Source organism: Hahella sp. HNIBRBA332 (assembly GCF_030719035.1).
Classification (GTDB): Bacteria; Pseudomonadota; Gammaproteobacteria; order Pseudomonadales; family Oleiphilaceae; genus Hahella.
Window position 1 is genome coordinate 5513290 of record NZ_CP132203.1, and the last position, 22635, is coordinate 5535924.

Consider the following 22635-nt stretch of genomic DNA (forward strand, 5'->3'; position numbering starts at 1 on the left):
GACGCGCCGCCGTCGCTGCGCGCCCCCTGACGCCTCTCTCCGCGCTAAAAGCGCATCCCCGGATTTACGGCTACACTGAGTGAATGAATTCTAACTCGGTCCGGCCGGAAACGATGCTATATAAGTTGTCCTGCAAAGGCGCGCTTTGGCTGCTATTTTGGTTGCTGGCGTCCCCGCTGACGTACGCCGCGCCGGCCCCATCCATGGCGCCGGCGATGCATGTGGTGTTTTTCAATCCACAAAGCAGCGACGATACCTTCTGGTCTGAGGTGATTCGATTCGCCCGCGCCGCCGCGGAAGATCTCAATATCCGCCTGGACGTATTCAGCGCCAATCACGACCGGCTGCTCATGCGCCAGCAGATCAAGCATATTCTCGCCAGCGACCCACCGGACTTCATCATGTACAAAAATTTCAAAGGAAACGCTCCAGAGTTACTGGCGCTGGCGGAAGAAGCCAAAGTGCGCTCCTTCATTTTCAATTCCGGCCTCAATGTGGAGCAGGAACGGCGTTACGGAAACCCCCGGGAACGTTTCAAGCAATGGATCGGGCAAATGCTGCCTAACGATGAAAACGCTGGTTACGCCCTCGCCAATATGCTGTTCGCCTCCGCCACCTCTCGCGAACTGCTGCGCGGCGGTCAAGTGCTGCCCATTCTCGCCATCGGCGGCACGCCCACGGACAACGCAGCGATTGAGCGGGAAATGGGTTTACACCGTGCGCTGTCGGAACATCCGGAAGTGGAGTTGCAGCAGCTGGTGTCCGCCCGTTGGGATGAAGAACTGGCTTATAAGCAGGCGGTCGGACTGTTGAAACGCTATCCCCGCACGCGAGTGATCTGGGCCGCCAACGACTCCATCGCCATCGGCTCCCTGCGGGGAGCGCAAAGCCTCGGGTACAAGCCTGGGGAAAATATTCTCATCGCCGGGATCGACTGGAGCCCATCAGCCTTGGAATACATCAAGGAAGGCAAGCTGGCGGGTTCATTCGGCGGCCACTTCATGCAGGGCGCCTGGAGCCTCGTGCTAATGTACGACTACCACCATGGCCGGGATTTCGCGGACGACGTAGGTGCGTCCATTCACTCCAACATGGGGCTGCTCACGCCAGAAAACGTCGACAGATATTTACAGTTCATTGTCGGCGTGAATTGGAGCGACATTGATTTCACTCGCTTTTCAAAAGCGTTGAATCCTCAACTCAAGCAGTATGACTTTTCATTAGATCGGCTGCTCCGGCAGCAATGAACTCATTTTGGCGAGACGCGACGACATAATGCTTCCAGATCAGTCCATCAACGAAGAGTTCCCCAAGGACCGGAAACAAAAACGTCAACCGCACAGCGCCTATCTGCGTCGCAGGTTAATGACGCTGACTTCCATCATCATTGTCTCTATGTTCGCGCTGGAAGCGGCGGTAACCGCCTGGTACGACTACCGGGCGCAACTCGCCAATCTGGAGAAGGACGCCTATCTGCTGGCGGATGCGCAACGTTCCGTGCTGGCAGCCGCCGTCTGGAACTTTGACTTCGACATTATCAACAACGCCGTCAACAACCTGTTCTCTATGCCGGAGATCATGCAGGTCGCCATTCGCTATCCTGACGGCGAAGTTATCGCCTCCGCCGGCAAACTGTCGGACGGCGCCGCGCAGATGCGCATCACCCGGCCGCTGCTCTGGGATCAGGGCGGGGAAAAAGAGATCGGCACGCTCAACATTGTGATCGACATCAGCCAGGTGGAAAGCTCCATGCTGGTCAAGCTGACGGAGCGCTCCGTCACCCTCAGCGCCACGCTGTTTATCTGTCTGGCCGCCATCTACCTCGCCTGCCGCTGGATGACGCAACCGCTGGAGGAATTGACCGCCGCCATCACCCGGCTGGCGGACGGCGATCTGGAGCAACGAATTCCCCACACCCAGCGCAACGATGAAATCGGCAACGTGGCCCGGGCGCTGGTGAAGTTCTCGGAAAACAGTCGACTTCTATACGACCTGCAGAACTCCCTCACTTTCAATGTGGCGGAAAAAACCCGTCAGCTAAAACAGGTGCGGGAAGACACAGCTCACGACAATACCGTGCGCGCTCGCTTGCTCGCCATGGTGTCGCAGGAAATTCGATCTCCCATGACCGCTATTCAGGGAGCGGTCATGCTGTGCAAAAACGGACTGACCGGAGAAATACAGGAAAAGACCCTGCATATGCTGCACGTCGCCGAGCGCAACTGCGAACGTATGCAAAAGTTGATTGAGGTGTTGTTCGATATTTATCAGATACAAAATCACTCTCTGGCGCTGGACTCAAGCCCCGTCAACCTGCTCAAACTGGCGCGGACACAAACGGAGATCTGGCGCAACAGAGCCTACCAAACCAGTAAAAATCTGCACTTCGAAAGCGGCATAGCGGAAGCCTGGGTGCGCGGCGATGAAAAGCGCCTGCAGCAGGTCATTGATATTCTGCTCAGCAACGCCGTCAGACATTCCGGCAAAGGCGGCGAGATCAGCGTACATCTGCGCCGCGAGGGCGCTTTGGTCAGCCTGTCTGTCAGCGATAACGGGCCCGGCATTCCCAAAAAAATCCGGCCCTACCTGTTCGAAGGGCTGGCCCGCGGCGACGAGGCCAGCAGCGACTCCCTGGGCTCCGGCTTCAGCCTGACTTTGGCGAAAGGGTTGGTGGAGTTACAGGGCGGGCAGATTTACTTCGAATCCATCGCCAAGGAAATTTCCAGCAATTCCACCCTGCCGACCGGCGCCACCTTCTATCTGGAGTTGCCCTATATACCTGCGCCCAATGCGGGGGATTAATGCATGGAGTGTCGCGGGAAATAGCGCGCGCCGTCGTAACGGTCAAAATAAGCGCCCAAGAGAGGATGGTCGATCTGGGTCGTATCCAGACTGACTCGCAGATTGCGTTCCGCCACGTAGGTCATGTGGTCGCTCTCATGCACCAGCACATGATACCAAGGCTGATCTTTGGGCGGGCGCGACTTGGCGACGCTCTCATACCAGGCGTCGGTATGGTTGAACGTCGGATCAACGCCGATCACTACGCCGCGATAACCAAATAAATTATGTTCAACCAACTGGCCGACAAAAAAGTGTGCTTGCGCCATATCCCCTCCTGTCCCTAATTATAGCCGGGCTTGGCGGGACGCGCTGACGCAGTGTCGAGTCGCGGGACAGTCGCTTAGACCCGCCGCGACTTACGGTAATCGCAGGGGGACTGGCTAAAGCTGCGGGCAAATACTTCGTAAAAACGGGTGATGGAGGAAAATCCGCTTTCAAATGCGATCTGACTGGCGCGCAGGGATGTCGTGGTCAACAAGCGGGCCGCGTGATTCACTCGCAGCTGGGTCAGGTATTCCAGAATGGTCATGTCCAGCACTTGTTTGAACAATCCCATGGCGAAGTTTTTGTGCAGTCGCACATGCGCGGCGACGTCCGCGACGGAGATGGACTCGCAATAGCGCTCGTTCATGTACTCCACCATCTTGTGCACATGACGACAGGAACCCGTGGGTTCAGCCGCAGGCCTGGCGACGCAGGCGTCCGGCCCCAAGGCGTCTTTGAACAGACGCCGCAGCAACAAGGCTATTTCGTCCCAGACCAGATCTTTCAAATAGTCATCCTGACAGGCCAGCTCTTCCGCCCAACGCGCGACGGTTTCCGATTCCAGCGCCTTGGCGGCGTCCGCCACGCAAATCTCGCCGTGCAGCAGCTTCTGTTTCACCCGGTGCGGGATGCAGAGCTCCGCCAGAAAGGACAAGGGCAACCACAAACGTAATCCCCAGGCTTCCGCATCGCTGTGCAGTTGCTTGACGCCGTGCAGCGAAGAAAAACACACCAGACTGAATGGTTGCAGCACCAGACGCCGGCGGGCGTCCCACAGCACTGCGCCGCCAGCGCAACAAATGGCGACTTCAAAATGAGCGGCGTCCGTCAGACTGGGAGAGTCCGCCAGCGCGCCGAAATAATGGTGCGGAGAGCCGCCCCTGGGAGCGGCCGCCGCCGATGCATTTGCTGTTTTCATGAGATGACGTTTGTTGTTGTTTTAATCTCTGACTTAACGTCAGGCTGAGCGGCGCAACGAAGCGTCCACTGGCTTACCTTGAGCATCGAACAGATGAAGATGTTGCGAGGGCGCATGCAAGTACAGCTCACACCCCGGCTCCAGCTCCATTTCCCCCACAATGCGCGCCGTCATTTCACCAACGCCTGCGACGTCGACATACACGTAGGTGTCGCTGCCCAGATGCTCCGCCATGCGCAACACGCCTTTCCAGTCGCCGGCTTCGCCCTGAATGCGCACCTGCAGATGTTCTGGACGAATGCCCAGGGTGGCGGCGCCGAAATCTTCTGCCGCCTTGCCCTTGAGCATATTCATGCGAGGCGAGCCGATAAAAGTGGCTACGAACTCAGACGCAGGCTGGTTGTACAGTTCCAGCGGCGTGCCTACCTGCTCTATGCGTCCCTGATTCATCACTACGATTTTGTCCGCCAGGGTCATGGCCTCAACCTGATCGTGAGTGACGTAAATCATGGTGGAGCCGAGACGCTCATGCAGCTTGGCGATCTCCAAACGGGTCTGCACTCGCAAGGACGCATCCAGGTTGGACAGCGGCTCATCGAACAGAAACACCTTGGGCTCGCGCACGATAGCGCGGCCAATGGCCACCCGCTGACGCTGACCGCCGGACAACGCCGCCGGCTTACGCTTGAGCAACGCGCCCAATTGCAGGGTTTGCGCCACCGCCTCCACCTTGCTGCGAATTTCATCCGGCCCCGCGCCGTCGAGCTTCAATCCGAACGCCATGTTTTCATACACCGTCATGTGCGGGTACAGCGCATAGGACTGGAACACCATACCTACCCCACGCTTGGCCGGCGCTACATCGTTGACCAGCGCGCCGCCGATATAGAGCTCGCCGGAAGTGATATCCTCCAGGCCGGCGATGGTGCGCAGCAAAGTGGACTTACCGCAGCCGGAGGGGCCGACAAATACGACAAATTCGCCGTCTGCGATTTGCAGATTGATGTCGTGCAGCACATGCGTCTGCTGAAAAACTTTGTTGACGTTGCGTAATCTAAGCTCAGCCATAACATCTCGTCTCTTGTATTTGTTGTGCCGAAAGGCGCGTCCTCGCGCCTTGTATTTCAGCTATTTGTCTCAGCTACTTCAGCTCGCCGAAAAACGCCTGATACGGCGGCAATACGATATCCTCGCCTTCCAGCACGCCGCTGTATCCATGCCCGCTCATCGCAGACACATTGGCCATGCGACAGGGAATGCGGATGGTTTCCGCGGTCATGTTCAGGGCGACGACGATACGCTGCTCTTCATCGCTGCGTTCGAACAGCAAGCCGCCTTCCGGCGCGTCCAGCATGCGAATCGCGCCGGCTTTCAACGCAGACTGCTGCTTACGCCAGTGAATAAAGCCACGATAGAAGTTGAGTACGGAGTTCGGGTCTTTCTCCTGCACGTCCGGGGCCAGCCCCAGGTGCTCCTCGGATACCGGCAGCCAGGGATCGATGGAAGAGAAGCCGCCGTAAGGCTTGTCGCTTTCCCACACCATCGGCGTACGGCAGCCGTCGCGGCCTTTGTACTCCGGCCAGAACGGCAGGGCGTAAGGGTCCTGCAAACGCTCGTAGGGAACATCCGCTTCCGGCAGCCCCAGCTCTTCGCCCTGATAGATACAGGCGCTACCGCGTAGAGACAGCAGCAGCCCCAGCAACAGCTTGGCGAAAGGCGCGCGATCGCGGCCGTTGGCCCAACGCGTGACGCAACGCACCACATCGTGGTTGGACAGCGCCCAGCAGGCCCAGCCGTCGCCGATCTGATTCTCCAGACGCTCCACCACCTGACGGATATAAGTGGGCTCATGGAACACATTCAGCAGATCGAAGGTGTACGCCATATGCAGCTTGTCGCTGCCGGCGGTGTAGTCCGCCATGATTTTCAGCGGCTCGTCGGCGCCGATCTCACCTACCGTGGTGATGCCCTCATACTCGTCCAACAGCGCGCGCAGACGCTTCAGGAAACCGATATTGTCCGGGCGGCTGATGTCGTAGACATGCAGCTGCAACGAATACGGGTTCTGTTCCGGCGCGCCGAGGGTTTTCTTGGCGTCTTTCGGCAGTGGCGGATTGTCGCGCAGCTGCTTGTCGTGGAAGTAGTAGTTGACGGTGTCCAGTCGGAAGCCGTCTACGCCCAGATCCAACCAGAAGCGCACTTCCTCCAGCATCTGATCCTGCACTTCCGCATTGTGGTAGTTAAGGTCCGGCTGGCTGGTCAGGAAGTTGTGCATATAGTACTGACGGCGCTTGGCGCACCATGCCCAGGCGGAGCCGCCGAACATGGCCAGCCAGTTATTCGGCGGCGTACCGTCCGGCTTGGGATCGGCCCACACGTACCAGTCCGCTTTCGGGTTGGTGCGGTCCTGCGAGCTTTCCTGGAACCAGGGATGCTGATCCGAGGTGTGGCTCATCACCAGATCGATCATGACTTTCATGCCCAGAGCATGAGATTTCTCCACCAGGCGCTTGAAGTCGTCCAGATCGCCGAAAATAGGGTCGACGCTGCGATAGTCGGACACGTCATAGCCAAAATCTTTCATCGGTGATGTAAAGAATGGGGACAACCAGATCGCGTCTACACCGAGACCGGCTATGTAATCCAGCTTGCTGACGATACCCGGCAAATCGCCGATGCCGTCCTGGTTGGAATCCAGATAGCTACGCGGATAGATCTGATAAATGGTGCAACCGCGCCACCAATCCCGCTCAACCTTCGACATGTAAGAAACTCCTAAAACAATCAATAACTGCAGACGCCGCCGGGCGGCGCCCGTTTAACCTTTGACTGCGCCAGCGGTGAGGCCGGACACAATGCGACGTTGAAACACTAATACCAGCGCCACCAGCGGCACGGTCACGATGACCGACGCGGCCATGATCACGCCCCAGGGCAACTCATGCTGGCTGCTGCCGCTGATCAACGCGACGGCGACTGGCACCGTGCGCTGCCCGTCAGTGAGCGTGAACGTCAGGGCGAACAGAAACTCATTCCAGGCGGCGATGAACGCCAGCAGTCCGGTAGTGACCAGCGCTGGCCACATCATCGGCAGAAAGACCCGGAAGATAATGGTCAGGTTGGAGGCGCCATCCAGAATCGCCGCTTCTTCCACTTCCTTCGGCATCTGCTTCATGAAAGTGGTGAGCACCCACACCGTGAACGGCAGCGTGAAAATCAGATACGCCAGCACCAAGCCCAACAAGTTGTTGTACAAACCCAGGCCGCGAATCACTTCGAACAGGCCGGACAGCACCGCCACTTGCGGAAACATGGACACCGACAGAATCGCAATCAGCATCAGTCCGCGACCACGAAAATCGATCCGCGCCAGGGCGAAGGCGGCGGTCAGCCCCAGCATCAGCGACACCAGCACCACCGCGCTCGACACCATGACCGAGTTGAGGATGTTTTCCCCAAAAGCGGTGCCTTTGAACACGGAGATATAATTCGCCCACTGCACCGAGGTCGGCCAGTAGTCCACCACGAACAATTCACTGCCGGACTTGAATGACGTCAGAATCGCGTAATAGAAGGGGAACACGGAGAACACCACGATGGCCGCCACCAGCAGGTAAAAAGCGGTTTTACGCAGCAACTGTTTTGCATCGACAGTCTGTCTCATGTCAGTCCCCCACGCGCATATGTTTGCGCCCCAGATACAGATAGGCCAACGTCAGCAACGCGATCACCAGGAACAACGCCGTCGACGCGGCGGAGCCGTATCCCACATCCTGGAAGTCCACCAGTTGCTGGCGGGCGAAAACGGACATGGACATGGTGTCTTCACTGTTGGAAGTCAGCACGTAAATCAAATCGAAGATCCGCAGCGCGTCCAAAGCCCTGAACACCACCGCCACCAGGACGGCCGGCATGATCAACGGCAGCGTCACTCTGAAGAACACTCTTACTGGATGGATGCCATCCACTTTCGCCGCCTCATAGCAGTCCTTGGGCAGCATCTGCAATGCGGCGAGCATCAACAACGCCATAAAGGGCGTGGTTTTCCAGACATCCACCATAATCACCGCCACCATCGACAGATCCGCATCCGCGGTCCAGGCCAGCGGCGCCGAGATCAGGCCGACTCCCATCAGCATGTCGTTGAGAATCCCGAACTGGTCGTGCAGCATCCAACTCCACATCTTGGCCGAGACAATGGTGGGAATCGCCCAAGGAATCAGCACCGCTGCGCGCACCAGACCGCGACCTGCAAAGTTCACGTTCAGGGCCAGCGCCACGATCATGCCCAGCACCAGTTCCAGCGACACGGAGATCAGTGTGAACGTCAAGGTATTCCACACTGACTTCCACCATACGGCGTCGGCCAGGAGGCCGTACCACTCGCCATCTTCCTTGTATAAATAGTTCCCCCAGCCGATGAACTCGGCTGCGTTGAGATCTGACAGACTGGCGTCAGTGAAACTGAACCAGATCGTGCGTAGTAGCGGCCAACCGGCGACCAACAGCAGCGTACAGATCATCGGGGCCAGGAACAGCCAGGCGCTGCGGGCGCGCTGGCGTTGTCGGGACGACTGGGACATCTTGTCGCTTACCTCAGGCCGGGGAGGCGCTGCGGATGCAGCGCCTGATTGAGAGAGTTTCATTTCCATTTTCCGTTACGGGCGAATCGACGCAGTTGACCTTCCAACTGAGCCAGACTGGCTTCGGCTTTTTCCTTGCCGGATACAACGCTGTGAACGGCGTTGAAAAAGGCGGTGCTGACCTGGTTGTACTTGCTCTTGGTCACACTGGAGGGACGCGGCACGCCGCTGACGAAGGTTTCGTACAGGCTGCCAAAGAAAGGCGTCGCCGCCAGCACTTCTTTATCCTTATACAACGCGTTGATAGTGGGGTTATAAGACGCTTTGATGGCCCGGCGCTTCTGCTCTTCATAGCTGGTCAGATACATAACCAGATCTGCGGACAGCTTCGGATTTTTAGCGTATTTGGAAACCGCCAGCTGCCAGCCTCCCAGTGTGGCGCTGTGGCGACCGTCTTCACCGCCTTTCGGCAGAGCGACTACGCCCACTTTGCCTTTGATGGCGCTGTCTTCCGCCTGAGAAAGCGACCAGGCGTATGGCCAGTTACGCATGAACACGGCGTTGCCGGACTGAAACACACCGCGGGATTCTTCTTCCGCATAGTTGGTCACGCCCTGAGGACTGATGGTTCCCACCCAACCGGCGGCGGTATTGAGCGCCTTGGCGGCCTGCGGGTTGTTGATAGTGATCTTGCCGTTCTCGTCCACCACGGTGCCGCCGTTGAAGCTGGCGACCCACTCCGTGGCGTTACAGGTCAAACCTTCATAGGCGCGCCCCTGCCAGACGAAGCCCCACATTTTGTCATTGCCGGCCTTCCGCTCGCCTTCCTGCACCAGCTTCGCGGAGGCTTCCAGTTGCTCCCAGGTTTCCGGGGGCTGCTGGTTATACTTCTCCAGCAGATCTTTACGGTAATAAAGCACGCCGGCGTCAGTAAACCAGGGCATGGCCACCAGTTTGCCGTCGACGGTGTTGTTGTTGACGATGGATTCGAAATGGTCTTTCTCAGCGCCATTGCTGAAAGGTTTGAGGTCGACGAAGTATTGGCCCAGCATACCCGGCCACACCACGTCGATTTGGAATATGTCGATGTCCTGGCTGCCCGCAGCCAGCAATTGCTGGTAGAGCGCCAGACGTTCGGATGAGGAATTGGGAGTGGACACCACCTTCACCTCATTGCCGGTTTTCTCCGCCCAGGCCTTGACGCCTTCCTTGCACAACTCCAGTTCCGCGCCGACGGCGCCGCAGGAGATGGTCAGCGTTTCCGCATGCGCTTGCAGACTGAAAGCGGCGGACAAAAATACACCCGTACCAATAGCGTTAATTATGGTTTTTTTCATCATGGATTCCTCCGAGTTATTGTTATATGGAGCACATTACGTGGATTGCGAGAATGAAAATAAAGATACACCGTATGCGGAGCGACCGTGAGGACGCCGCCGGCATCAAACCCGCGTCAGATCAAAGACCAGGCGCTGGGAGATACGACTACGGAATGGATTGAACCCTCGCGACGCCCCGCATGGCCGGCGACGCCGGAGCCAATACTGCGTCGTGCGATGCGCCAACTGTATGGCACCGCATGAGCGAAAGATTCTGCGAACAGGGAAATGTGCTTGCCGAAAGGATTTACGACTACGCTGGCGCGATTCGTTGTTTGAGGTTTCTGCGGCTGCGGACGCGCTGAGGAGAGATCTTTGGCGCGGTTTAGAACATCAAACCAGGAACGGAATCCATGTTCCACAGCAACAAGATCCAACGCCTGGGCGTGGGAGATTCCTTGGCTGCGTTTGATTTTCTTGGCGTCACGCTTGAAATTCTTCAGCGTGGTTTCTGATACGTGTCTGCAGGTCGCATGATTCATAGCAATGTCTCGCTACAACGGCAATGACGCGGCCCACTCACATCTTGTCTCATGAGTCACTAAACCTATAACACTCATAGATTTGTAGATAATGTCGTACTCGACTTTGCCTGTGTGGGCGGCAGGCGTATATCAACACCTGTGAGGATCGAAGTTAACAAAAACTTTTCTGCAACACAAGCGTCGGCTTTCACATAGCCCAAAATTCCATGCCGCGGGGTTACGTGGACAAGCCTCTGTCGCGCACGTACACTGGGCGCTACGGGCGTCAGACAAATAATCCGAACAGCAAAATTCGGCGCCAGGAAACCGGCAACGCGAGCGCTTTATGAAATCATCCGATCCGCAACTCCAGGGAACGCGGAACAATCAGCGGCCACAGACGCAACGACCTGCAGACACTCAGGATGACTGGTGGAAATACGGCGTTATTTATCAGGTCAATGTGCGCAGCTTTTTCGACGCCAATAATGACGGCGTCGGCGATATCAAAGGCCTGACCGCAAAACTGGACTATTTCGTCGAACTGGGCGTCGCCGCCATTGCGCTGACGCCGGTGTTCACATCGCCCATGAGCGACTTCGGCTTCGATGTCAGCGATTACTACAGCCTTGATCCCGCTTTCGGCGATCTGGACGATTTCGACACGCTGATCCTCGAGGCGAATAAACGCGGCCTCAGAGTGCTGCTCGACATCGTCATCAGCCATACTTCCGTGCAGCATCCCTGGTTCCTGGAAAGCAAACAGGATCGCAGTAATCCGAAAGCGGACTGGTATGTATGGGCGGACGCGCAGGCGGACGGCACGGTTCCCAATAACTGGCAGACCACTTTCGGCCACCCAGCCTGGTCATGGAGCTCCACCCGCGGCCAATACTACCTGCATAACGCCACCAGCCGGCAGGCGGACCTCAACTTTCACAACAGCGAAGTTATCGCCGAGGTGCTCAATATTCTGCGGTTCTGGCTGGAGCGCGGCGTCGCCGGCTTCCGTCTGGACTGCCCGAACCTGTATACCCATGACAAAAAACTGCGCAATAACCCGGCGCGGCGCAATATGGCGGCGATTCCCGAAGAAGCGCTGATCAACCCGTTCGAATACCAGTTGCAGATTTATAACCAGAATCGCCCCGAAACCCTGCCGACGCTGGCTCGTATCCGCCGCCTGTGCGACCGATATGAAGCCGCCTTGCTGGGCAGCGTCACCAGCAGCGCCACCTTTGAAATGCTGAACATTTACAGCGGTTCCCAGGAAGGCCTGCAGATGGCCAATATTTACGAAGCGCTGCCCAGCGTCTGCAACCTGCCTAGTCTGGTCGACGTGGTGCGAACCTTCGAGGAGAATTGCGATCAGGTCTGGCCTTACTGGATGCTGAACAATCATGACGTCGCCCGTCTGGTGTCACGCTGGGAAGGCGACCATGATGCGCCCCGTCTGGCCGCCATTGTGCTGGCTCTGCATCTGTCCCTGCGGGGAACGCCGGTCCTGTTTCAGGGAGACGAGCTGGGTCTGGAGGAAGCCTATATTCCTTTCGATAATCTGTGCGACCCTTACGGCAAACTATCCTGGCCGCAGTACATGGGGCGCGACGGCTGTCGTACGCCGCTGCCCTGGGATGACAACCTGCCCCACGCGGGTTTCTCCACCCATAAGCCCTGGCTGCCCATCGATCCGCGCCATCTGTCCCATGCCATCAACGTGCAGCAAATGGACCCTGAATCCGTTTTGCGCCGAGTGCAACGATTCATCCAGTGGCGGGGCGAACAGCCGGAGATACTGTTGGGCTCCATGTCGATCATTCACGCCGATGCGTCAGTGCTGCTGCTGTTGCGTAAACATAAAGGAGGGCGTTTGCTGGCCGCCTTTAATGTCTCCTATGAGCCAGCGGAGATAGAGCTTAACCTGCCGCAACCGCCAGAGGTTTTGAGCGGTCATGGCTTCGCCGGCGAGCTGCGGGACAATCGGATTTATCTCCCTCCTTACGAGGCGTTCTTTGGCCGTTTGCCCTGAGCAAACGGCGCGTACGGCTCAGAACCCGGATCCAGGCTGCTTTAAAAACGTCAGTTCTTCCGGCGTGGACTCACGCCCAAGAATCCCGTTGCGATGGGGATATCGGCCATAACGTTTAATAATCGCCAGGTGTCTGTGTTCAAAATCCAGGTTGTTCTCCAGCCCGGGCTGGCAAAACAAGCGTACGGCCTCTTTATGGACCACGGCAGATTCGCTATGCATATATGGCATATACAGAAAGCTCTTCTCCTCTACCCCCAGCTCCTTGTCCGCGCCCGCCCTCACGGCTTCCTGAGCCAACGCCAACGCCATGTTGTCCGCCGCGAAAGACTCAGCCTGATCGCGATAGATATTGCGGGAAAACTGGTCCAGAACAATTACTTCCGCCAGCCTGCCGCGAGGCTCGTCGCGCCAGTGCGCCAGCTCACCTGACCTGGCAGCCGACAATAGGGCGCCGAAGCGTTCGGCGATGCGTCGGTCCAGCTCATCGCTTTTGCGAAACCAGTCCGCCGGGCTCAATTCTTCAAACCAGAATCGCAGCACGTCATCGGCGGTCAGCGACGGCGCATTTTGCAAACCTGACTCTTTCGTCATGTCCATCCCTCTGTAGTTTGTCTAAAATTAATAACATAAGGCAGTTTACACGCTGACCGTCATCGCCACTAATCAGACGCCTGTAACGTAACTCGTCAGGGCGTCCTGCAAGCAAAGGTGTCTCATGCCCTCCGACTCCCAGGATCTCACCAACTCCCGCGATCTTCAGCGCCGCCTCAAAAAGCTGAGTAAAAGCGAGCTGACTCAATTATTGCTGGAGTTGCACGGCAGACATGAAGAAGTGGACGCCTTCATTGATTTGTTCCTGCTCCGGCGTTCCCCCACCGCCCTGTCCGCCAATCTGAGTGAACGCATTCAGGCGATTGGGCAAAGCCGACAGTTCATCCGCTATGGCGAAACCTTTGGGTATGCGGCGCAGTTACAGCAACTGTTGCAGGATATCGACGCGAGTCTGGTGGATGAATATCCGCTACAAGCCTGCGACATACTGGCGGAATTCATCACTACTCACGAAAAAGTATTCGTGCGTAGCGACGACTCCGCCGGCGCCATCAGCGATGTTTATCGCGAGGCGGTCGCCATGATGGCCAGGGCCATTGCGTCAGCGCGACGGCGTCAGCGCTTTCCCGAGGGCTATTGGTTAAGCCGTTTCGCCGAATGGCGCAACAAGGACGCCGGCAATCTTTTGCTTGGTTTATTGGCCTCAGATAAATCCTGCTTTACTGACAGCGAATTGAGCCAGTTGGCCTGGCGTTATGAGCGTCAGCTACGTCAGGCGGTGAAAAAAGGCCTGGCGCCCCAGGACGATTACTTTCGCGAGGCCTTGGCCGGCTTGCAGGGAACGGCCCAAGCGTTGAACGATCCGGATCTGTACGCCCAGGCGGTCAAGCTGGCGTATCCCGAACTGAGCGTTTTTTTGAAGATCGAGCTGGCGGAAAACTATCTGAAAGCGTCCGAGCCCGACAAAGCGCTGGCCTGTCTGGACACGCCTGAGGCAGAGAATCCAGATCTGCTGAAAATACGTCTGCAGGCTTATGAACAGCTAGGCGATCGCACCAGCAAGCGCGAAGCTCTGCAACGCCTGTTCAACCTGGAGCCGACCCCGGAACATTTGCAGGCGCTACTGCAACTGGCTCCGCGCGAAGAGCGCGAGGCTATTATCGACGACGCCATCCAAAGCGCTGAGCAAGCTGGCGACGGGGCGTTGGCGGCCAGCTTGTTGCTGGAACTGCAACAGCCGCAAAGAGCGCTGGCGTTGCTGCAACAACAAGGCGCAGCGTTACAGCAGTACTATCATGGCGACCTGCTGGCGTTGGCGGAGCGGTTCAAAGAGCATCGCATTGGTTTGGGCGCCATTCTGTGCTATCGCGCCCTGCTGGAGGATATCCTCAATCGCAGTTACGCCAAGGCTTACGCCTATGCCGCCGATTACATGAAAGAGCTGGCGGAGCTGGACGCCGCTGGGCCAGACTATAATGAATCGCCTGACCACGGCGCCTTTCTGGCGGAACTGCGCCGCGCGCACCCGGATAAAGCAGGGTTCTGGAGTCGAGTGGATGGCTCTGTATTGCTGCGCAGCGTCTGATTGCAGCTTGCACATGCTGTTTTCAAAGTGCGTGGCGCAATGCGCGACACGCCCGACGCGAAAGCATAACCATCTGTTTTAGAAGGGGCTTATTAATGGCCTGAGTCTTGCCCATTATCGATAAAGCTTTAATGGAGCAAACCTTTATGACTCATGCCCGACATACAGCGCTTACTTTGACGCTGACGATTTCATCCTTGCTTATTCAGGGATGTGGAGGCGGGGGCGGCGCCAGCGGCTCGTCTGCGGTCGACAGCGCCCCTGCGCCCCAGACTACAGATTCCAGTGCTGTCTCCACCCTTTCAGCGATCTACAACGACAACGGGACCAAGCTGGACGCTTACGTTAGCAAACTGGCGATCGTCACCATTCCCGACTCGCTGCTCATCGAACCCCGCCTGTTTCTGAAGCTCTATGATGACCCCGGCGCGCCACTTTTTCTGGGAGAAATTATCCCGGTACAGAATGGACTGCTCTACGAGTACCGCAGGGAAGTCAGCCTGCTGCAAGGCCAGAATCAGCTTCATTACGACCTCTTTGGCGTCAGCGGAGACGTTCCCACTGTGACAGGAGATATTGCGCTATGAGATGTTGCAACCGCATTCTGTTGTGCCTGTCGCTGTTGGCGATTCACGCGTCGGTTTCCGCCGCCATTGTATCCAAACGCCTTAACGATGTGATTGAGTCACGCGGCGAAGGCAATATCAACGTCATGGACATCGCTGGCAGCCAGCCTGACCTGACAGGCGCCGAACTGGAGGCTTTCCGCCAGGACAACGGCGGCCGCCTGGCCTTCGCCATAGACGTCAATGAAGCCGCCAACGGCACGGAAAAAGCATCCTCACAGGGGGTCGCCATTGCAAGCCTGGAACTGATTGTCGAATCAGCAGGCGTCACCCATGTCTTCACCGACTTCTGGACCCAAAGCCAAAGCATGCTGGCGTCCAAAGGCGAGCAGCAGCGGCAGTTGCGCTACACTCTGATTGGCGACACCGGGTCCAGCCGCATCACGCCCAATACGGACAGCGATATTTACGGCTCAGACTTCGACGCCACCGTCTACGTCCCGGTCGATCTTGATCTGACCGGGGCCGCCTCCGTCACACTCAATATCCGGTTCATGGATACACAGATACAACTGGGAGATCCAGAAGCCTTTTATGACTATTCCAATGGCTACGAAGACATCGCCATCATCTCCGCCGAAGACGCCGCGTTTTTGGACCAATTGCAGGCGGGCTGGCTGGAAGCTCCATTAGTGATCAGGCCGGGCGATTCCGATCTGACGATGGCGGGCGCGCAATACTTTCCCAGCGCCAACCAGTACTACATCGTCGCCTTTGAGGATTGTTATCCAGACCGGGGCGACTACGACTTCAATGATCTGGTGGTCGCTTACCGCGTCAATGCCGGTTTCAACAAATACGGTAAAGCAGTGCAGATATTTGGCGAAGGTTTTCTGATCGCCAAAGGCGCGGAGTATGACCTGGATTGGGGACTATCTTTCAATCTGGGGGCTGTCAGCGGCGCCGCCACGACGCAGGTGCTATCTCCTGATACAGGCGCAGCCATAGAGGAAGAGAGCCATGCAACAATCGTGTCCGGCCAGACTGACCTGCCGTTGTTCACAGCAATAAAGCGTTTATGGAGCCCTGTCGCCGGCGCGCAATTTATCAACACCGAGCCGGCGCACCCCGTCATTCAAGGGCCAGGCTTCATATTCACGATTGCATTGGATACGCCACTGGAGACATTCTCTCCCGACGCATTCCGCCCCTATCTCTATGTGCGCCCTAACTTTCAAACCGTCTATGCCGGCATGGATTTCGTGAACGATCAAGGCTACCCCTTCGGCCTGATCCTACCGGACACTTGGTCGCCCCCTACGGAGCGCACCGACATGGGGCTGGCCTATGCGAATCTGATTGACTATATCGAATCCGATGGCGCCGCCGCTCTGGACTGGCACGCCAACAAAAATCCCACTCAGGTGATGACTATTCCGCGTTCAAGCTGGCAATGGCGGTAATTCCGCTATGGCGAGACGGGGCTTTTGCCCGACCCATTGAGAAATCGCCTGGGGTTTCTCAGGGTCCACGCCCTCAAAATAATGCACTTCATCCCAGGCGCCGAACTCACGTCGCAACTCGCCAGGCTGCAATAAAAAGTCAGGATTGGAGGGGCGACCGTACTGCGGCTGCTCCCATGTGAAGGTTTCATAGAAGAGGTAGCCGCCTGGAGCCAGGGCGCGTCTCAACAGGGGAAACAACGGACGATGCAGGTAGCGGAATACCAGAATCGCGGAAAAACTATCGTTATCCAGGTCCGGCAGACGCGTCTCCAGGTCAATACACCAGATACGTCCCGGCAGCCCTTCTTGCGACAACACCTCGGCGATGCCGTCCAACGCCTCGGCGTCCCGGTCGGCGAAGACAACGTCCCGCCCCCGGCGCGCCAACCACAACCCATTACGGCCATGTCCGCAGGCAAGATCAAGCACCGGCGCTACCGGCGCGTCGCGAAACGCATCTTGCCAACTGACCAGTAAAGGCGACGGTTCTTCATCATGACAATACATCTGTCATCCTTTCATATCCGAGAGTGAACGCATCACGCGCCGATGTAATAAAGAATAGTATCTAATTGAGCCAGGGGCATGGGAAATTACCACGGAAGCCGCAATGATCGCCGTCGCCAGCCAGCGATCCGCGGAGGGATACACGCCCAGCATAGAGAACAGAACGAACTTGGAGAGAATCACTACGCCGCGGACCTGCACCAGCCATAACCAGTTGGAGAGCAAATCGAGGAGCAGCATCGCCATGCCGCTGGCCAGGGCGAACATCCAGAAACCACGCCATTCTTCCTGTCCGTGGCCGAACCAGATTCCGCCGCACACACCGGCGACGCTGAGAATATGCAGCGTACGCAGCGCTATCTTCAACCAGCGTTTGCCGGGAAAATCGCCGATTACGCCTGAGGAAGGAGCGTCACTCATTGGGATTGGGCAGGTCTGTTCTGGAATGTTCCTGAAAGTATTCGTTATACATCGAGGTTACACGATCCAGGTAATGATCTAAACATTTGTCTTTTTGGGTCTCGAACGTCTCCTGCGCGGCTCTGAGCTCCAACAGACGGTCCAGCCGGAACTCGCGATATTCCCTCCGCAGACGACACCAGGCGACCAGGGTCCAGGTGCGCCCCCAGAAAAACATGCCCAAAGGCTCCAGCCAGCGCTCACTTTCGACGCCGTCGACTCGTTTGTAACGCACCCATATCAAGGTTTTTTGCCGAATTGCAGCGCGTAACTCCTCGCCAAACTGGGCGGCTTTGGCGTCCACAAAAAACTGAGGAGAATATATCTGGGTCTGTTCGCCCATGCGTTTCAGGTGCGAGGGCAGTTCCGCCAGAATCTTCTGCAAGGCGTGAGTGGCGGCGCGGCCCATAGCGCGGTCGCTCCAGGCCTGCACCATGCGCATTCCCAGCAGCAGCGCTTCCAGTTCGTCTTCTTGAAAGTTGAGCGGCGGCAAGGTGAAGCCCCTCATCAACCGATACCCCACGCCGGCTTCGCTCTCGATAGGCACGCCGGACACCATCAGCGCCTGGATATCGCGATAGATAGTGCGCTCCGACACCTCTAGCTGCTCCGCGATAATTTTGGCGGTGGTGGCCCCACGCCGGCTGCGCAGAATGGTCACGATTTGGAAAAGACGATCAGCTCTGCGCATCCGGGAATGGATTCCTCACGACATGGGAAATATCGGTTCTCAGGCGGTCGTTGAACAACCAGAGTCGTTGGCCACCTGCAGATGCCGCATTGTAACGGAAGTCGGATCAATATAGCTCATAAAGCCACGCGTCAGCTCGGAGGTCATGAACATCTCCCCCGCTTGCTTGGCGGCATCCATGTCCTGCCAATATACAATGTCCGTCCAGGTATTTTCCTGAGGATTTTCACACAGGCTGCGATAAAGGAAGCCCTCGCGATTTCTAACGAACGCGTTGACGCCCTCGCTGGCCTCGGCGAAAGCGCCTTTGTCGGCTTCAGGCAATAGCTTAAAGGTTACAAGTTCTACGATCTGGCTCATGCTCAGTCTCCTTGGTTGACGTGATGTTAAGAACACGGAGACAGCATAAAAAAGAGCTCCTGACAGCATACTGTCAGGAGAAATGGGGGTTGAGGATAAAACATTGCGCGACGCGATGGTCGCGCTGAGTCAGACCGGAACGTCGCTGAGGTTGGAAGCGATCATCGGCATAATGGAGGCTACCAGGAGAAACGACATAGTCAGGTTAAAGACACGCTGTTGTTTCGGCTGGGTCAGCACTTTTTGCAAAATAGCGCCGCACAGCATCCACACGCCGACACAGGGAAAGCTCACGGAGAAAAACGCCAGGGCGATCACCGCCACCTGCGCGCTCATATCGCCGCTGACCGTAGTGAAAGCCGCCACCGCGCCAATCGCCATAATCCAGGCCTTGGGATTCACCCATTGAAACACCGCCGCTTGCCAGAATGTCATGGGTTTGACGTCTTTGTTCGCGCGGATAGACGTATCCGTCATGGCGATTTTCCAGGCCAGATACAACATATAAGTCACGCCCACCGCTTTAACGATCACATGCAGCGCCGGCGCCTGGGCGAATACGGTTCCCAGACCCAACCCCACTGCGGCGACCATGGAGGGGAAACCCAGACAGATGCCCAGGAAATGCGGCAGAGTGCGACGCACGCCAAAGTTGACGCCGGAGGCCATCACCATGATGTTATTCGGTCCTGGGGTGACAGTGGTGGAAACAGCAAACAACAGTACGGCGAAAAACAATTCCATGATGACGACTCCCCGCCGAAGCGGAATAACAGCAACTACCGGAATGCGCGAATTCAGGGTAAAGCCTGAAGCGCGTAGGGATTTGCAAAGTTGTAAAGGGTTAAAAAAGCCTCCGGACACGTTGTCCGGAGGCAAAAAATACGAGGGTAAACTCGTATGGGAAGACAAAAATGTTAAACGATCCCGCCTCAGTGCGACCTTAGTCGCGCCAGAAGGGTTTTCTGGCTTCCGCCTCCGCCGCTTCGCGGGTCAGACCGATATCATCCAGCATGCTGTCCGACATCAATGACAGCTGATGCCGGGTATCGATATTGCGGCGCCATTTGCCAATCAAATCTCTCAAACCGTGTCTCGTGGCGTCATGCGCGCCATGACTGTCGGAAGGCGTCGCATTCCGACCGAATTTTCCAAAATGTGCTACGGCCATGCTTCATCTCCTCTGCTCGGACGCGATCCGGACAAATCTGTACTGCTGGTCGCGTCTTAATTTTCGCCACCAATCTAGGATGCATACTTTATCGCCCTTTTTTGAGCCGTTACAGATTCAAAAACCAAACATGTTGACCATAACAGATTTCCTAATTACCCTTCTGTTATGGTGTTAACCGGCTAAATCTGTACTGCTTATGGAAATGAATCTTTATGCGCGTCTGGCCGACCAGTTGGCGGATCAGATCCGCGAAGGCGTGTTCCGCGTCGGCGACAAACTCCCTTCCGTACGTCAAATGGCGAAGAAACAACAAGTCAGCATCTCCACCGTCAACACTGCTTACGGCGTCCTGGAGGATCGCGGCTGGATAGAAGCGCGCCCCAAGTCAGGCTACTACGTGCGCAAGCGCAAGGAGGACCGCCTCTCGACGCCGACGCAGACTCGCCACACGCCCAAGCCGCGTCCGGCGAATACCTCACAGTTGGTAATGGAAGTGCAGCGCGACGCCGCCGCCCGCAAAGGGGTGAGCATGAGCGCGGCGATTCCCGCCCTGGACTTCCCTATTCTCAAGCAAGTACAGCGCACCTTTGCGCAAATGGCGCGCAGCAAAACGTTTCTGGGTATTGGTTACGATTCACCGGAAGGAGTGCGTGAGTTTCGCCATCAGATAGCACGCCGCGCCGTGGACGCCGGCGTTTTTATCTCACCGGAATGCATCATCACCAGCGCCGGCTGCCAGAACGCCATGGCGTTATGCCTGCGGGTGTTGACCCAGCCCGGCGATATCGTGGCGGTGGAATCCCCCTGCTATTACGGTTTACTGCAGATGATCGAGACCTTCGGTCTCAAGGCGCTGGAGATCCCCGCCCATCCGCAAACCGGTCTGAGCCTGGAGGCGTTGCAACTGGCGCTGGAGAAATGGCCGATCAAAGTCGTGCTGACCGTCGCTACCTTCTCCAACCCCATTGGTTCGCTGATGCCCGACGAGCGCAAGGCGGAGCTGGTGAAAATTCTCGGTCGTTACGATATTCCGCTCATCGAGGACGATGTCTACGGCGACCTCTATTTCGGCGATCACCGCCCCAAGGCGGTCAAAGCCTTTGACCCGGACGGACGGGTGCTGCTGTGTTCTTCGCTATCGAAGACTATCGATCCGCAGTTACGCCTCGGCTGGGTGATGCCAGGCCGCTATTTCGAAGCGGTCAGCCATCGCAAATTCATCAACAGCATCGCACTGCCGACCTTGCCGCAGATGGTGATGGCGGAAGTGCTCTCCCAAGGCATGTACGACCGCCACCTGCGACAGGCGCGGGAATGCTATCGGCAGCGCTTCGCGCGATTGCTGGATCTGGTCAACGAACACTTTCCCGAGGGTACTCGCATCTCCCGTCCTCAAGGCGGACTGGTGGCCTGGTTCGAGCTGCCGCGCAAGATCGACACCACGCAACTGTATCACCGCGCTCATGCTGAGGGCGTCATGCTGGCGCCCGGCGAACTGTTCTCTATTTCGGGCCAGTATCGGCACTGCTTCCGCCTGAATTACGCCCAGGGCTGGTCACCGGAACGGGAGCTGGCTGTGCGAAAAATCGGCCAGTGGGTTAAGGAAGAGCTACAGTCGTCCTGACCGTACCCCCTGCGCAAGTCTCAGAGACGGGAGCGTCCGCAGGATTTATACTGGAAGCTCTCAAGACCACTCTGCAGCAGGGTATCGCCGCCATGAACGACGCCACAGACGACCGCCATAGTGAAGAAACCGCCGAATGGAAACCCCAGTTCGGTCTGCGCAACCGGCACGTTCAGTCGCTGTTCGCTTCGGTGAAACTACGTCGCCCCATGATGGCGAAACGCGCTCAAGAGGTATTGGAGCGCGCCCGCCCTTATATCTTCGACTGCGCCGAAGGCGGCAAAATTCACGGCCTGCTCAGTTGTCGGGGAGACAAGCCGCGCAAGCTGGCCGTATTGATTCATGGCTGGGAAGGCTGCGCCGATTCACTGTATATCCTCTCCCTCGCCGCGCATCTGTATAACGCCGGTTACGATATCTTCCGACTGCATCTGCGGGACCACGGCCCCACCCATCATTTGACTGAGGAGCTGTTCCACGCCAACCGCCTGAACGAAATCTGCGAAGCCCTCAATAAGATGCAGACACAACTGGAGCCGGAACAGTGGTATCTGGCCGGCTTTTCTCTGGGGGGTAATTTCGCTCTGAGAGTAGCGACGAAAGTTCAGGAGTTTGAGCTTAAAGTAAGCAAGGTGGCGGCGATCTCCCCTGTTCTGGAGCCGATGCATACCTTATGGGCTCTGGAGCATGGTCTGCCGATCTATCGCAGCTATTTCCGCAAGAAGTGGCTGCGCTCTTTGCGCAAAAAAGCGGACAATCATCCCGGGCTGATTGACTACGACGCATTTTATGACCGTAAAAGTCTGACGGAAATGAGCGACTACTTTGTCGGCGCCCATACGCCCTACCCCAACTCCGAAGTATACTTCAAAGGCTACGCCGTCACCGGCGAGCGTCTGCGCCGGATTCAAGTGGAAACCCGTCTGGTGCTGGCCGAAGACGATCCGGTGATTCCCGCACGGGACCTGGATCATCTCAACGGCAACCCGCTGTTGAAAATAGTGCGCTCCCCCTACGGCGGCCACTGCGGATTTATCGAAAATTTCAAAATGGAAAGCTGGGTGGACCGTTATATCGCCGACTTTCTGGGGGAAGATGCGCAACGCTGATCTCTCGCTGAATACATG

23 protein-coding genes are annotated in these 22635 nt (G+C 57.1%); 8 read left to right on the top strand and 15 right to left on the bottom strand.

All coding sequences use genetic code 11. The features are described 5' to 3' along the window. Nucleotides 1-113 precede the first annotated feature (113 nt). The gene (locus O5O45_RS24360; protein WP_305901914.1) at nucleotides 114-1247 is read left to right on the top strand and encodes an ABC transporter substrate-binding protein; all 1134 of its coding nucleotides are present in this window, start codon (nucleotides 114-116) and stop codon (nucleotides 1245-1247) included. A 28-nt stretch (nucleotides 1248-1275) separates the two neighbouring features. Further along, nucleotides 1276-2802 carry a HAMP domain-containing sensor histidine kinase gene (locus O5O45_RS24365; RefSeq protein ID WP_305901915.1) on the top strand — a complete coding sequence of 509 codons (1527 nt, stop codon included), beginning with the start codon at nucleotides 1276-1278 and terminating at the stop codon, nucleotides 2800-2802. On the opposite strand, the gene hspQ is transcribed toward O5O45_RS24365, so the two are convergent. The 8 genes from hspQ to O5O45_RS24405 form a co-directional block, all read right to left on the bottom strand. Beyond that, nucleotides 2799-3110: a heat shock protein HspQ gene (gene hspQ, locus O5O45_RS24370; RefSeq protein ID WP_127967948.1), complete on the bottom strand. Its 312-nt coding sequence runs from the start codon at nucleotides 3108-3110 to the stop codon at nucleotides 2799-2801. The genes O5O45_RS24365 and hspQ overlap by 4 nt on opposite strands. Nucleotides 3111-3184: 74 nt before the next feature. Next, nucleotides 3185-4027 (bottom strand): helix-turn-helix domain-containing protein, encoded by an 843-nt coding sequence (locus tag O5O45_RS24375; RefSeq protein ID WP_305901916.1) that lies wholly within the window; start codon nucleotides 4025-4027, stop codon nucleotides 3185-3187. Nucleotides 4028-4066: 39 nt separating this feature from the next. Continuing rightward, the gene (locus tag O5O45_RS24380; protein ID WP_305901917.1) at nucleotides 4067-5095 is read right to left on the bottom strand and encodes an ABC transporter ATP-binding protein; all 1029 of its coding nucleotides are present in this window, start codon (nucleotides 5093-5095) and stop codon (nucleotides 4067-4069) included. Between the two features lie 73 nt (nucleotides 5096-5168). After that, nucleotides 5169-6791, bottom strand: coding sequence for an alpha-glucosidase (locus tag O5O45_RS24385; protein WP_305901918.1), 1623 nt, complete (start codon nucleotides 6789-6791; stop codon nucleotides 5169-5171). Nucleotides 6792-6845: 54 nt separating this feature from the next. Beyond that, nucleotides 6846-7691, bottom strand: coding sequence for a carbohydrate ABC transporter permease (locus O5O45_RS24390; protein WP_305901919.1), 846 nt, complete (start codon nucleotides 7689-7691; stop codon nucleotides 6846-6848). Nucleotide 7692: 1 nt separating this feature from the next. Next, nucleotides 7693-8610: a carbohydrate ABC transporter permease gene (locus O5O45_RS24395; RefSeq protein ID WP_305906247.1), complete on the bottom strand. Its 918-nt coding sequence runs from the start codon at nucleotides 8608-8610 to the stop codon at nucleotides 7693-7695. 59 nt (nucleotides 8611-8669) lie between these two features. Then, entirely contained in the window at nucleotides 8670-9947 is a 1278-nt protein-coding gene (locus tag O5O45_RS24400; protein ID WP_305906248.1) for an ABC transporter substrate-binding protein, read from the bottom strand. 116 nt (nucleotides 9948-10063) lie between these two features. Continuing rightward, a complete protein-coding gene (locus tag O5O45_RS24405; RefSeq protein ID WP_305901920.1) occupies nucleotides 10064-10471 on the bottom strand; it encodes a glyoxalase superfamily protein in 408 nt (135 codons plus the stop codon). 328 nt (nucleotides 10472-10799) lie between these two features. Between O5O45_RS24405 and O5O45_RS24410 the strand changes: the two genes are divergently transcribed. Continuing rightward, nucleotides 10800-12482: an alpha-glucosidase gene (locus O5O45_RS24410; RefSeq protein WP_305901921.1), complete on the top strand. Its 1683-nt coding sequence runs from the start codon at nucleotides 10800-10802 to the stop codon at nucleotides 12480-12482. 18 nt (nucleotides 12483-12500) lie between these two features. On the opposite strand, the gene O5O45_RS24415 is transcribed toward O5O45_RS24410, so the two are convergent. Next, nucleotides 12501-13076, bottom strand: a complete 576-nt coding sequence (locus O5O45_RS24415) for a DUF924 family protein (protein ID WP_305901922.1) — start codon at nucleotides 13074-13076, stop codon at nucleotides 12501-12503. 124 nt (nucleotides 13077-13200) lie between these two features. On the opposite strand from O5O45_RS24415, the gene O5O45_RS24420 reads away from it, so the two are divergent. From O5O45_RS24420 to O5O45_RS24430, 3 genes are all read left to right on the top strand, one after another. Next, entirely contained in the window at nucleotides 13201-14622 is a 1422-nt protein-coding gene (locus O5O45_RS24420; protein ID WP_305901923.1) for a DUF6880 family protein, read from the top strand. A gap of 146 nt (nucleotides 14623-14768) precedes the next feature. After that, a complete protein-coding gene (locus O5O45_RS24425; RefSeq protein ID WP_305901924.1) occupies nucleotides 14769-15209 on the top strand; it encodes a hypothetical protein in 441 nt (146 codons plus the stop codon). Next, nucleotides 15206-16651 (top strand): LruC domain-containing protein, encoded by a 1446-nt coding sequence (locus O5O45_RS24430; RefSeq protein WP_305901925.1) that lies wholly within the window; start codon nucleotides 15206-15208, stop codon nucleotides 16649-16651. The genes O5O45_RS24425 and O5O45_RS24430 overlap by 4 nt, the downstream gene beginning before the upstream one ends. Here the strand turns inward: O5O45_RS24430 and O5O45_RS24435 are convergent. The 6 genes from O5O45_RS24435 to O5O45_RS24460 all read right to left on the bottom strand — a co-directional run bounded on the left by O5O45_RS24435 (nucleotide 16631) and on the right by O5O45_RS24460 (nucleotide 19881). Beyond that, nucleotides 16631-17200, bottom strand: coding sequence for a methyltransferase domain-containing protein (locus O5O45_RS24435; protein ID WP_305901926.1), 570 nt, complete (start codon nucleotides 17198-17200; stop codon nucleotides 16631-16633). The two genes, O5O45_RS24430 and O5O45_RS24435, sit on opposite strands and share 21 nt — an antisense overlap. Before the next feature lie 3 nt (nucleotides 17201-17203). After that, the gene (locus O5O45_RS24440; protein ID WP_305901927.1) at nucleotides 17204-17620 is read right to left on the bottom strand and encodes a hypothetical protein; all 417 of its coding nucleotides are present in this window, start codon (nucleotides 17618-17620) and stop codon (nucleotides 17204-17206) included. After that, nucleotides 17613-18350 (bottom strand): helix-turn-helix transcriptional regulator, encoded by a 738-nt coding sequence (locus tag O5O45_RS24445; protein ID WP_305901928.1) that lies wholly within the window; start codon nucleotides 18348-18350, stop codon nucleotides 17613-17615. The genes O5O45_RS24440 and O5O45_RS24445 overlap by 8 nt, the downstream gene beginning before the upstream one ends. Before the next feature lie 39 nt (nucleotides 18351-18389). Further along, nucleotides 18390-18710, bottom strand: coding sequence for an antibiotic biosynthesis monooxygenase family protein (locus O5O45_RS24450; protein WP_305901929.1), 321 nt, complete (start codon nucleotides 18708-18710; stop codon nucleotides 18390-18392). Nucleotides 18711-18839: 129 nt separating this feature from the next. Beyond that, nucleotides 18840-19454, bottom strand: coding sequence for a LysE family translocator (locus O5O45_RS24455; RefSeq protein ID WP_305901930.1), 615 nt, complete (start codon nucleotides 19452-19454; stop codon nucleotides 18840-18842). A 199-nt stretch (nucleotides 19455-19653) separates the two neighbouring features. Continuing rightward, the gene (locus O5O45_RS24460; protein ID WP_305901931.1) at nucleotides 19654-19881 is read right to left on the bottom strand and encodes a DUF1127 domain-containing protein; all 228 of its coding nucleotides are present in this window, start codon (nucleotides 19879-19881) and stop codon (nucleotides 19654-19656) included. Nucleotides 19882-20080: 199 nt separating this feature from the next. On the opposite strand from O5O45_RS24460, the gene O5O45_RS24465 reads away from it, so the two are divergent. Both O5O45_RS24465 and O5O45_RS24470 read left to right on the top strand, forming a co-directional pair. Beyond that, nucleotides 20081-21508 carry an aminotransferase-like domain-containing protein gene (locus tag O5O45_RS24465; protein WP_305901932.1) on the top strand — a complete coding sequence of 476 codons (1428 nt, stop codon included), beginning with the start codon at nucleotides 20081-20083 and terminating at the stop codon, nucleotides 21506-21508. A gap of 92 nt (nucleotides 21509-21600) precedes the next feature. Beyond that, nucleotides 21601-22617 (top strand): YheT family hydrolase, encoded by a 1017-nt coding sequence (locus tag O5O45_RS24470; RefSeq protein ID WP_305901933.1) that lies wholly within the window; start codon nucleotides 21601-21603, stop codon nucleotides 22615-22617. Nucleotides 22618-22635: the final 18 nt, after the last annotated feature.

Coding starts and splice junctions, on each gene's coding strand:
- O5O45_RS24445 (WP_305901928.1), bottom strand. CDS start 18,350: ATGCGCAGAGCTGATCGTCTTTTCCAAATCGTGACCATTCTGCGCAGC.
- O5O45_RS24425 (WP_305901924.1), top strand. CDS start 14,769: ATGACTCATGCCCGACATACAGCGCTTACTTTGACGCTGACGATTTCA.
- O5O45_RS24360 (WP_305901914.1), top strand. CDS start 114: ATGCTATATAAGTTGTCCTGCAAAGGCGCGCTTTGGCTGCTATTTTGG.
- O5O45_RS24405 (WP_305901920.1), bottom strand. CDS start 10,471: ATGAATCATGCGACCTGCAGACACGTATCAGAAACCACGCTGAAGAAT.
- O5O45_RS24435 (WP_305901926.1), bottom strand. CDS start 17,200: ATGTATTGTCATGATGAAGAACCGTCGCCTTTACTGGTCAGTTGGCAA.
- O5O45_RS24440 (WP_305901927.1), bottom strand. CDS start 17,620: ATGAGTGACGCTCCTTCCTCAGGCGTAATCGGCGATTTTCCCGGCAAA.
- O5O45_RS24410 (WP_305901921.1), top strand. CDS start 10,800: ATGAAATCATCCGATCCGCAACTCCAGGGAACGCGGAACAATCAGCGG.
- O5O45_RS24390 (WP_305901919.1), bottom strand. CDS start 7,691: ATGAGACAGACTGTCGATGCAAAACAGTTGCTGCGTAAAACCGCTTTT.
- O5O45_RS24420 (WP_305901923.1), top strand. CDS start 13,201: ATGCCCTCCGACTCCCAGGATCTCACCAACTCCCGCGATCTTCAGCGC.
- O5O45_RS24460 (WP_305901931.1), bottom strand. CDS start 19,881: ATGGCCGTAGCACATTTTGGAAAATTCGGTCGGAATGCGACGCCTTCC.
- O5O45_RS24455 (WP_305901930.1), bottom strand. CDS start 19,454: ATGGAATTGTTTTTCGCCGTACTGTTGTTTGCTGTTTCCACCACTGTC.
- O5O45_RS24415 (WP_305901922.1), bottom strand. CDS start 13,076: ATGACGAAAGAGTCAGGTTTGCAAAATGCGCCGTCGCTGACCGCCGAT.
- O5O45_RS24365 (WP_305901915.1), top strand. CDS start 1,276: ATGCTTCCAGATCAGTCCATCAACGAAGAGTTCCCCAAGGACCGGAAA.
- O5O45_RS24380 (WP_305901917.1), bottom strand. CDS start 5,095: ATGGCTGAGCTTAGATTACGCAACGTCAACAAAGTTTTTCAGCAGACG.
- hspQ (WP_127967948.1), bottom strand. CDS start 3,110: ATGGCGCAAGCACACTTTTTTGTCGGCCAGTTGGTTGAACATAATTTA.
- O5O45_RS24465 (WP_305901932.1), top strand. CDS start 20,081: ATGGAAATGAATCTTTATGCGCGTCTGGCCGACCAGTTGGCGGATCAG.
- O5O45_RS24470 (WP_305901933.1), top strand. CDS start 21,601: ATGAACGACGCCACAGACGACCGCCATAGTGAAGAAACCGCCGAATGG.
- O5O45_RS24450 (WP_305901929.1), bottom strand. CDS start 18,710: ATGAGCCAGATCGTAGAACTTGTAACCTTTAAGCTATTGCCTGAAGCC.
- O5O45_RS24375 (WP_305901916.1), bottom strand. CDS start 4,027: ATGAAAACAGCAAATGCATCGGCGGCGGCCGCTCCCAGGGGCGGCTCT.
- O5O45_RS24385 (WP_305901918.1), bottom strand. CDS start 6,791: ATGTCGAAGGTTGAGCGGGATTGGTGGCGCGGTTGCACCATTTATCAG.
- O5O45_RS24430 (WP_305901925.1), top strand. CDS start 15,206: ATGAGATGTTGCAACCGCATTCTGTTGTGCCTGTCGCTGTTGGCGATT.
- O5O45_RS24400 (WP_305906248.1), bottom strand. CDS start 9,947: ATGAAAAAAACCATAATTAACGCTATTGGTACGGGTGTATTTTTGTCC.
- O5O45_RS24395 (WP_305906247.1), bottom strand. CDS start 8,610: ATGTCCCAGTCGTCCCGACAACGCCAGCGCGCCCGCAGCGCCTGGCTG.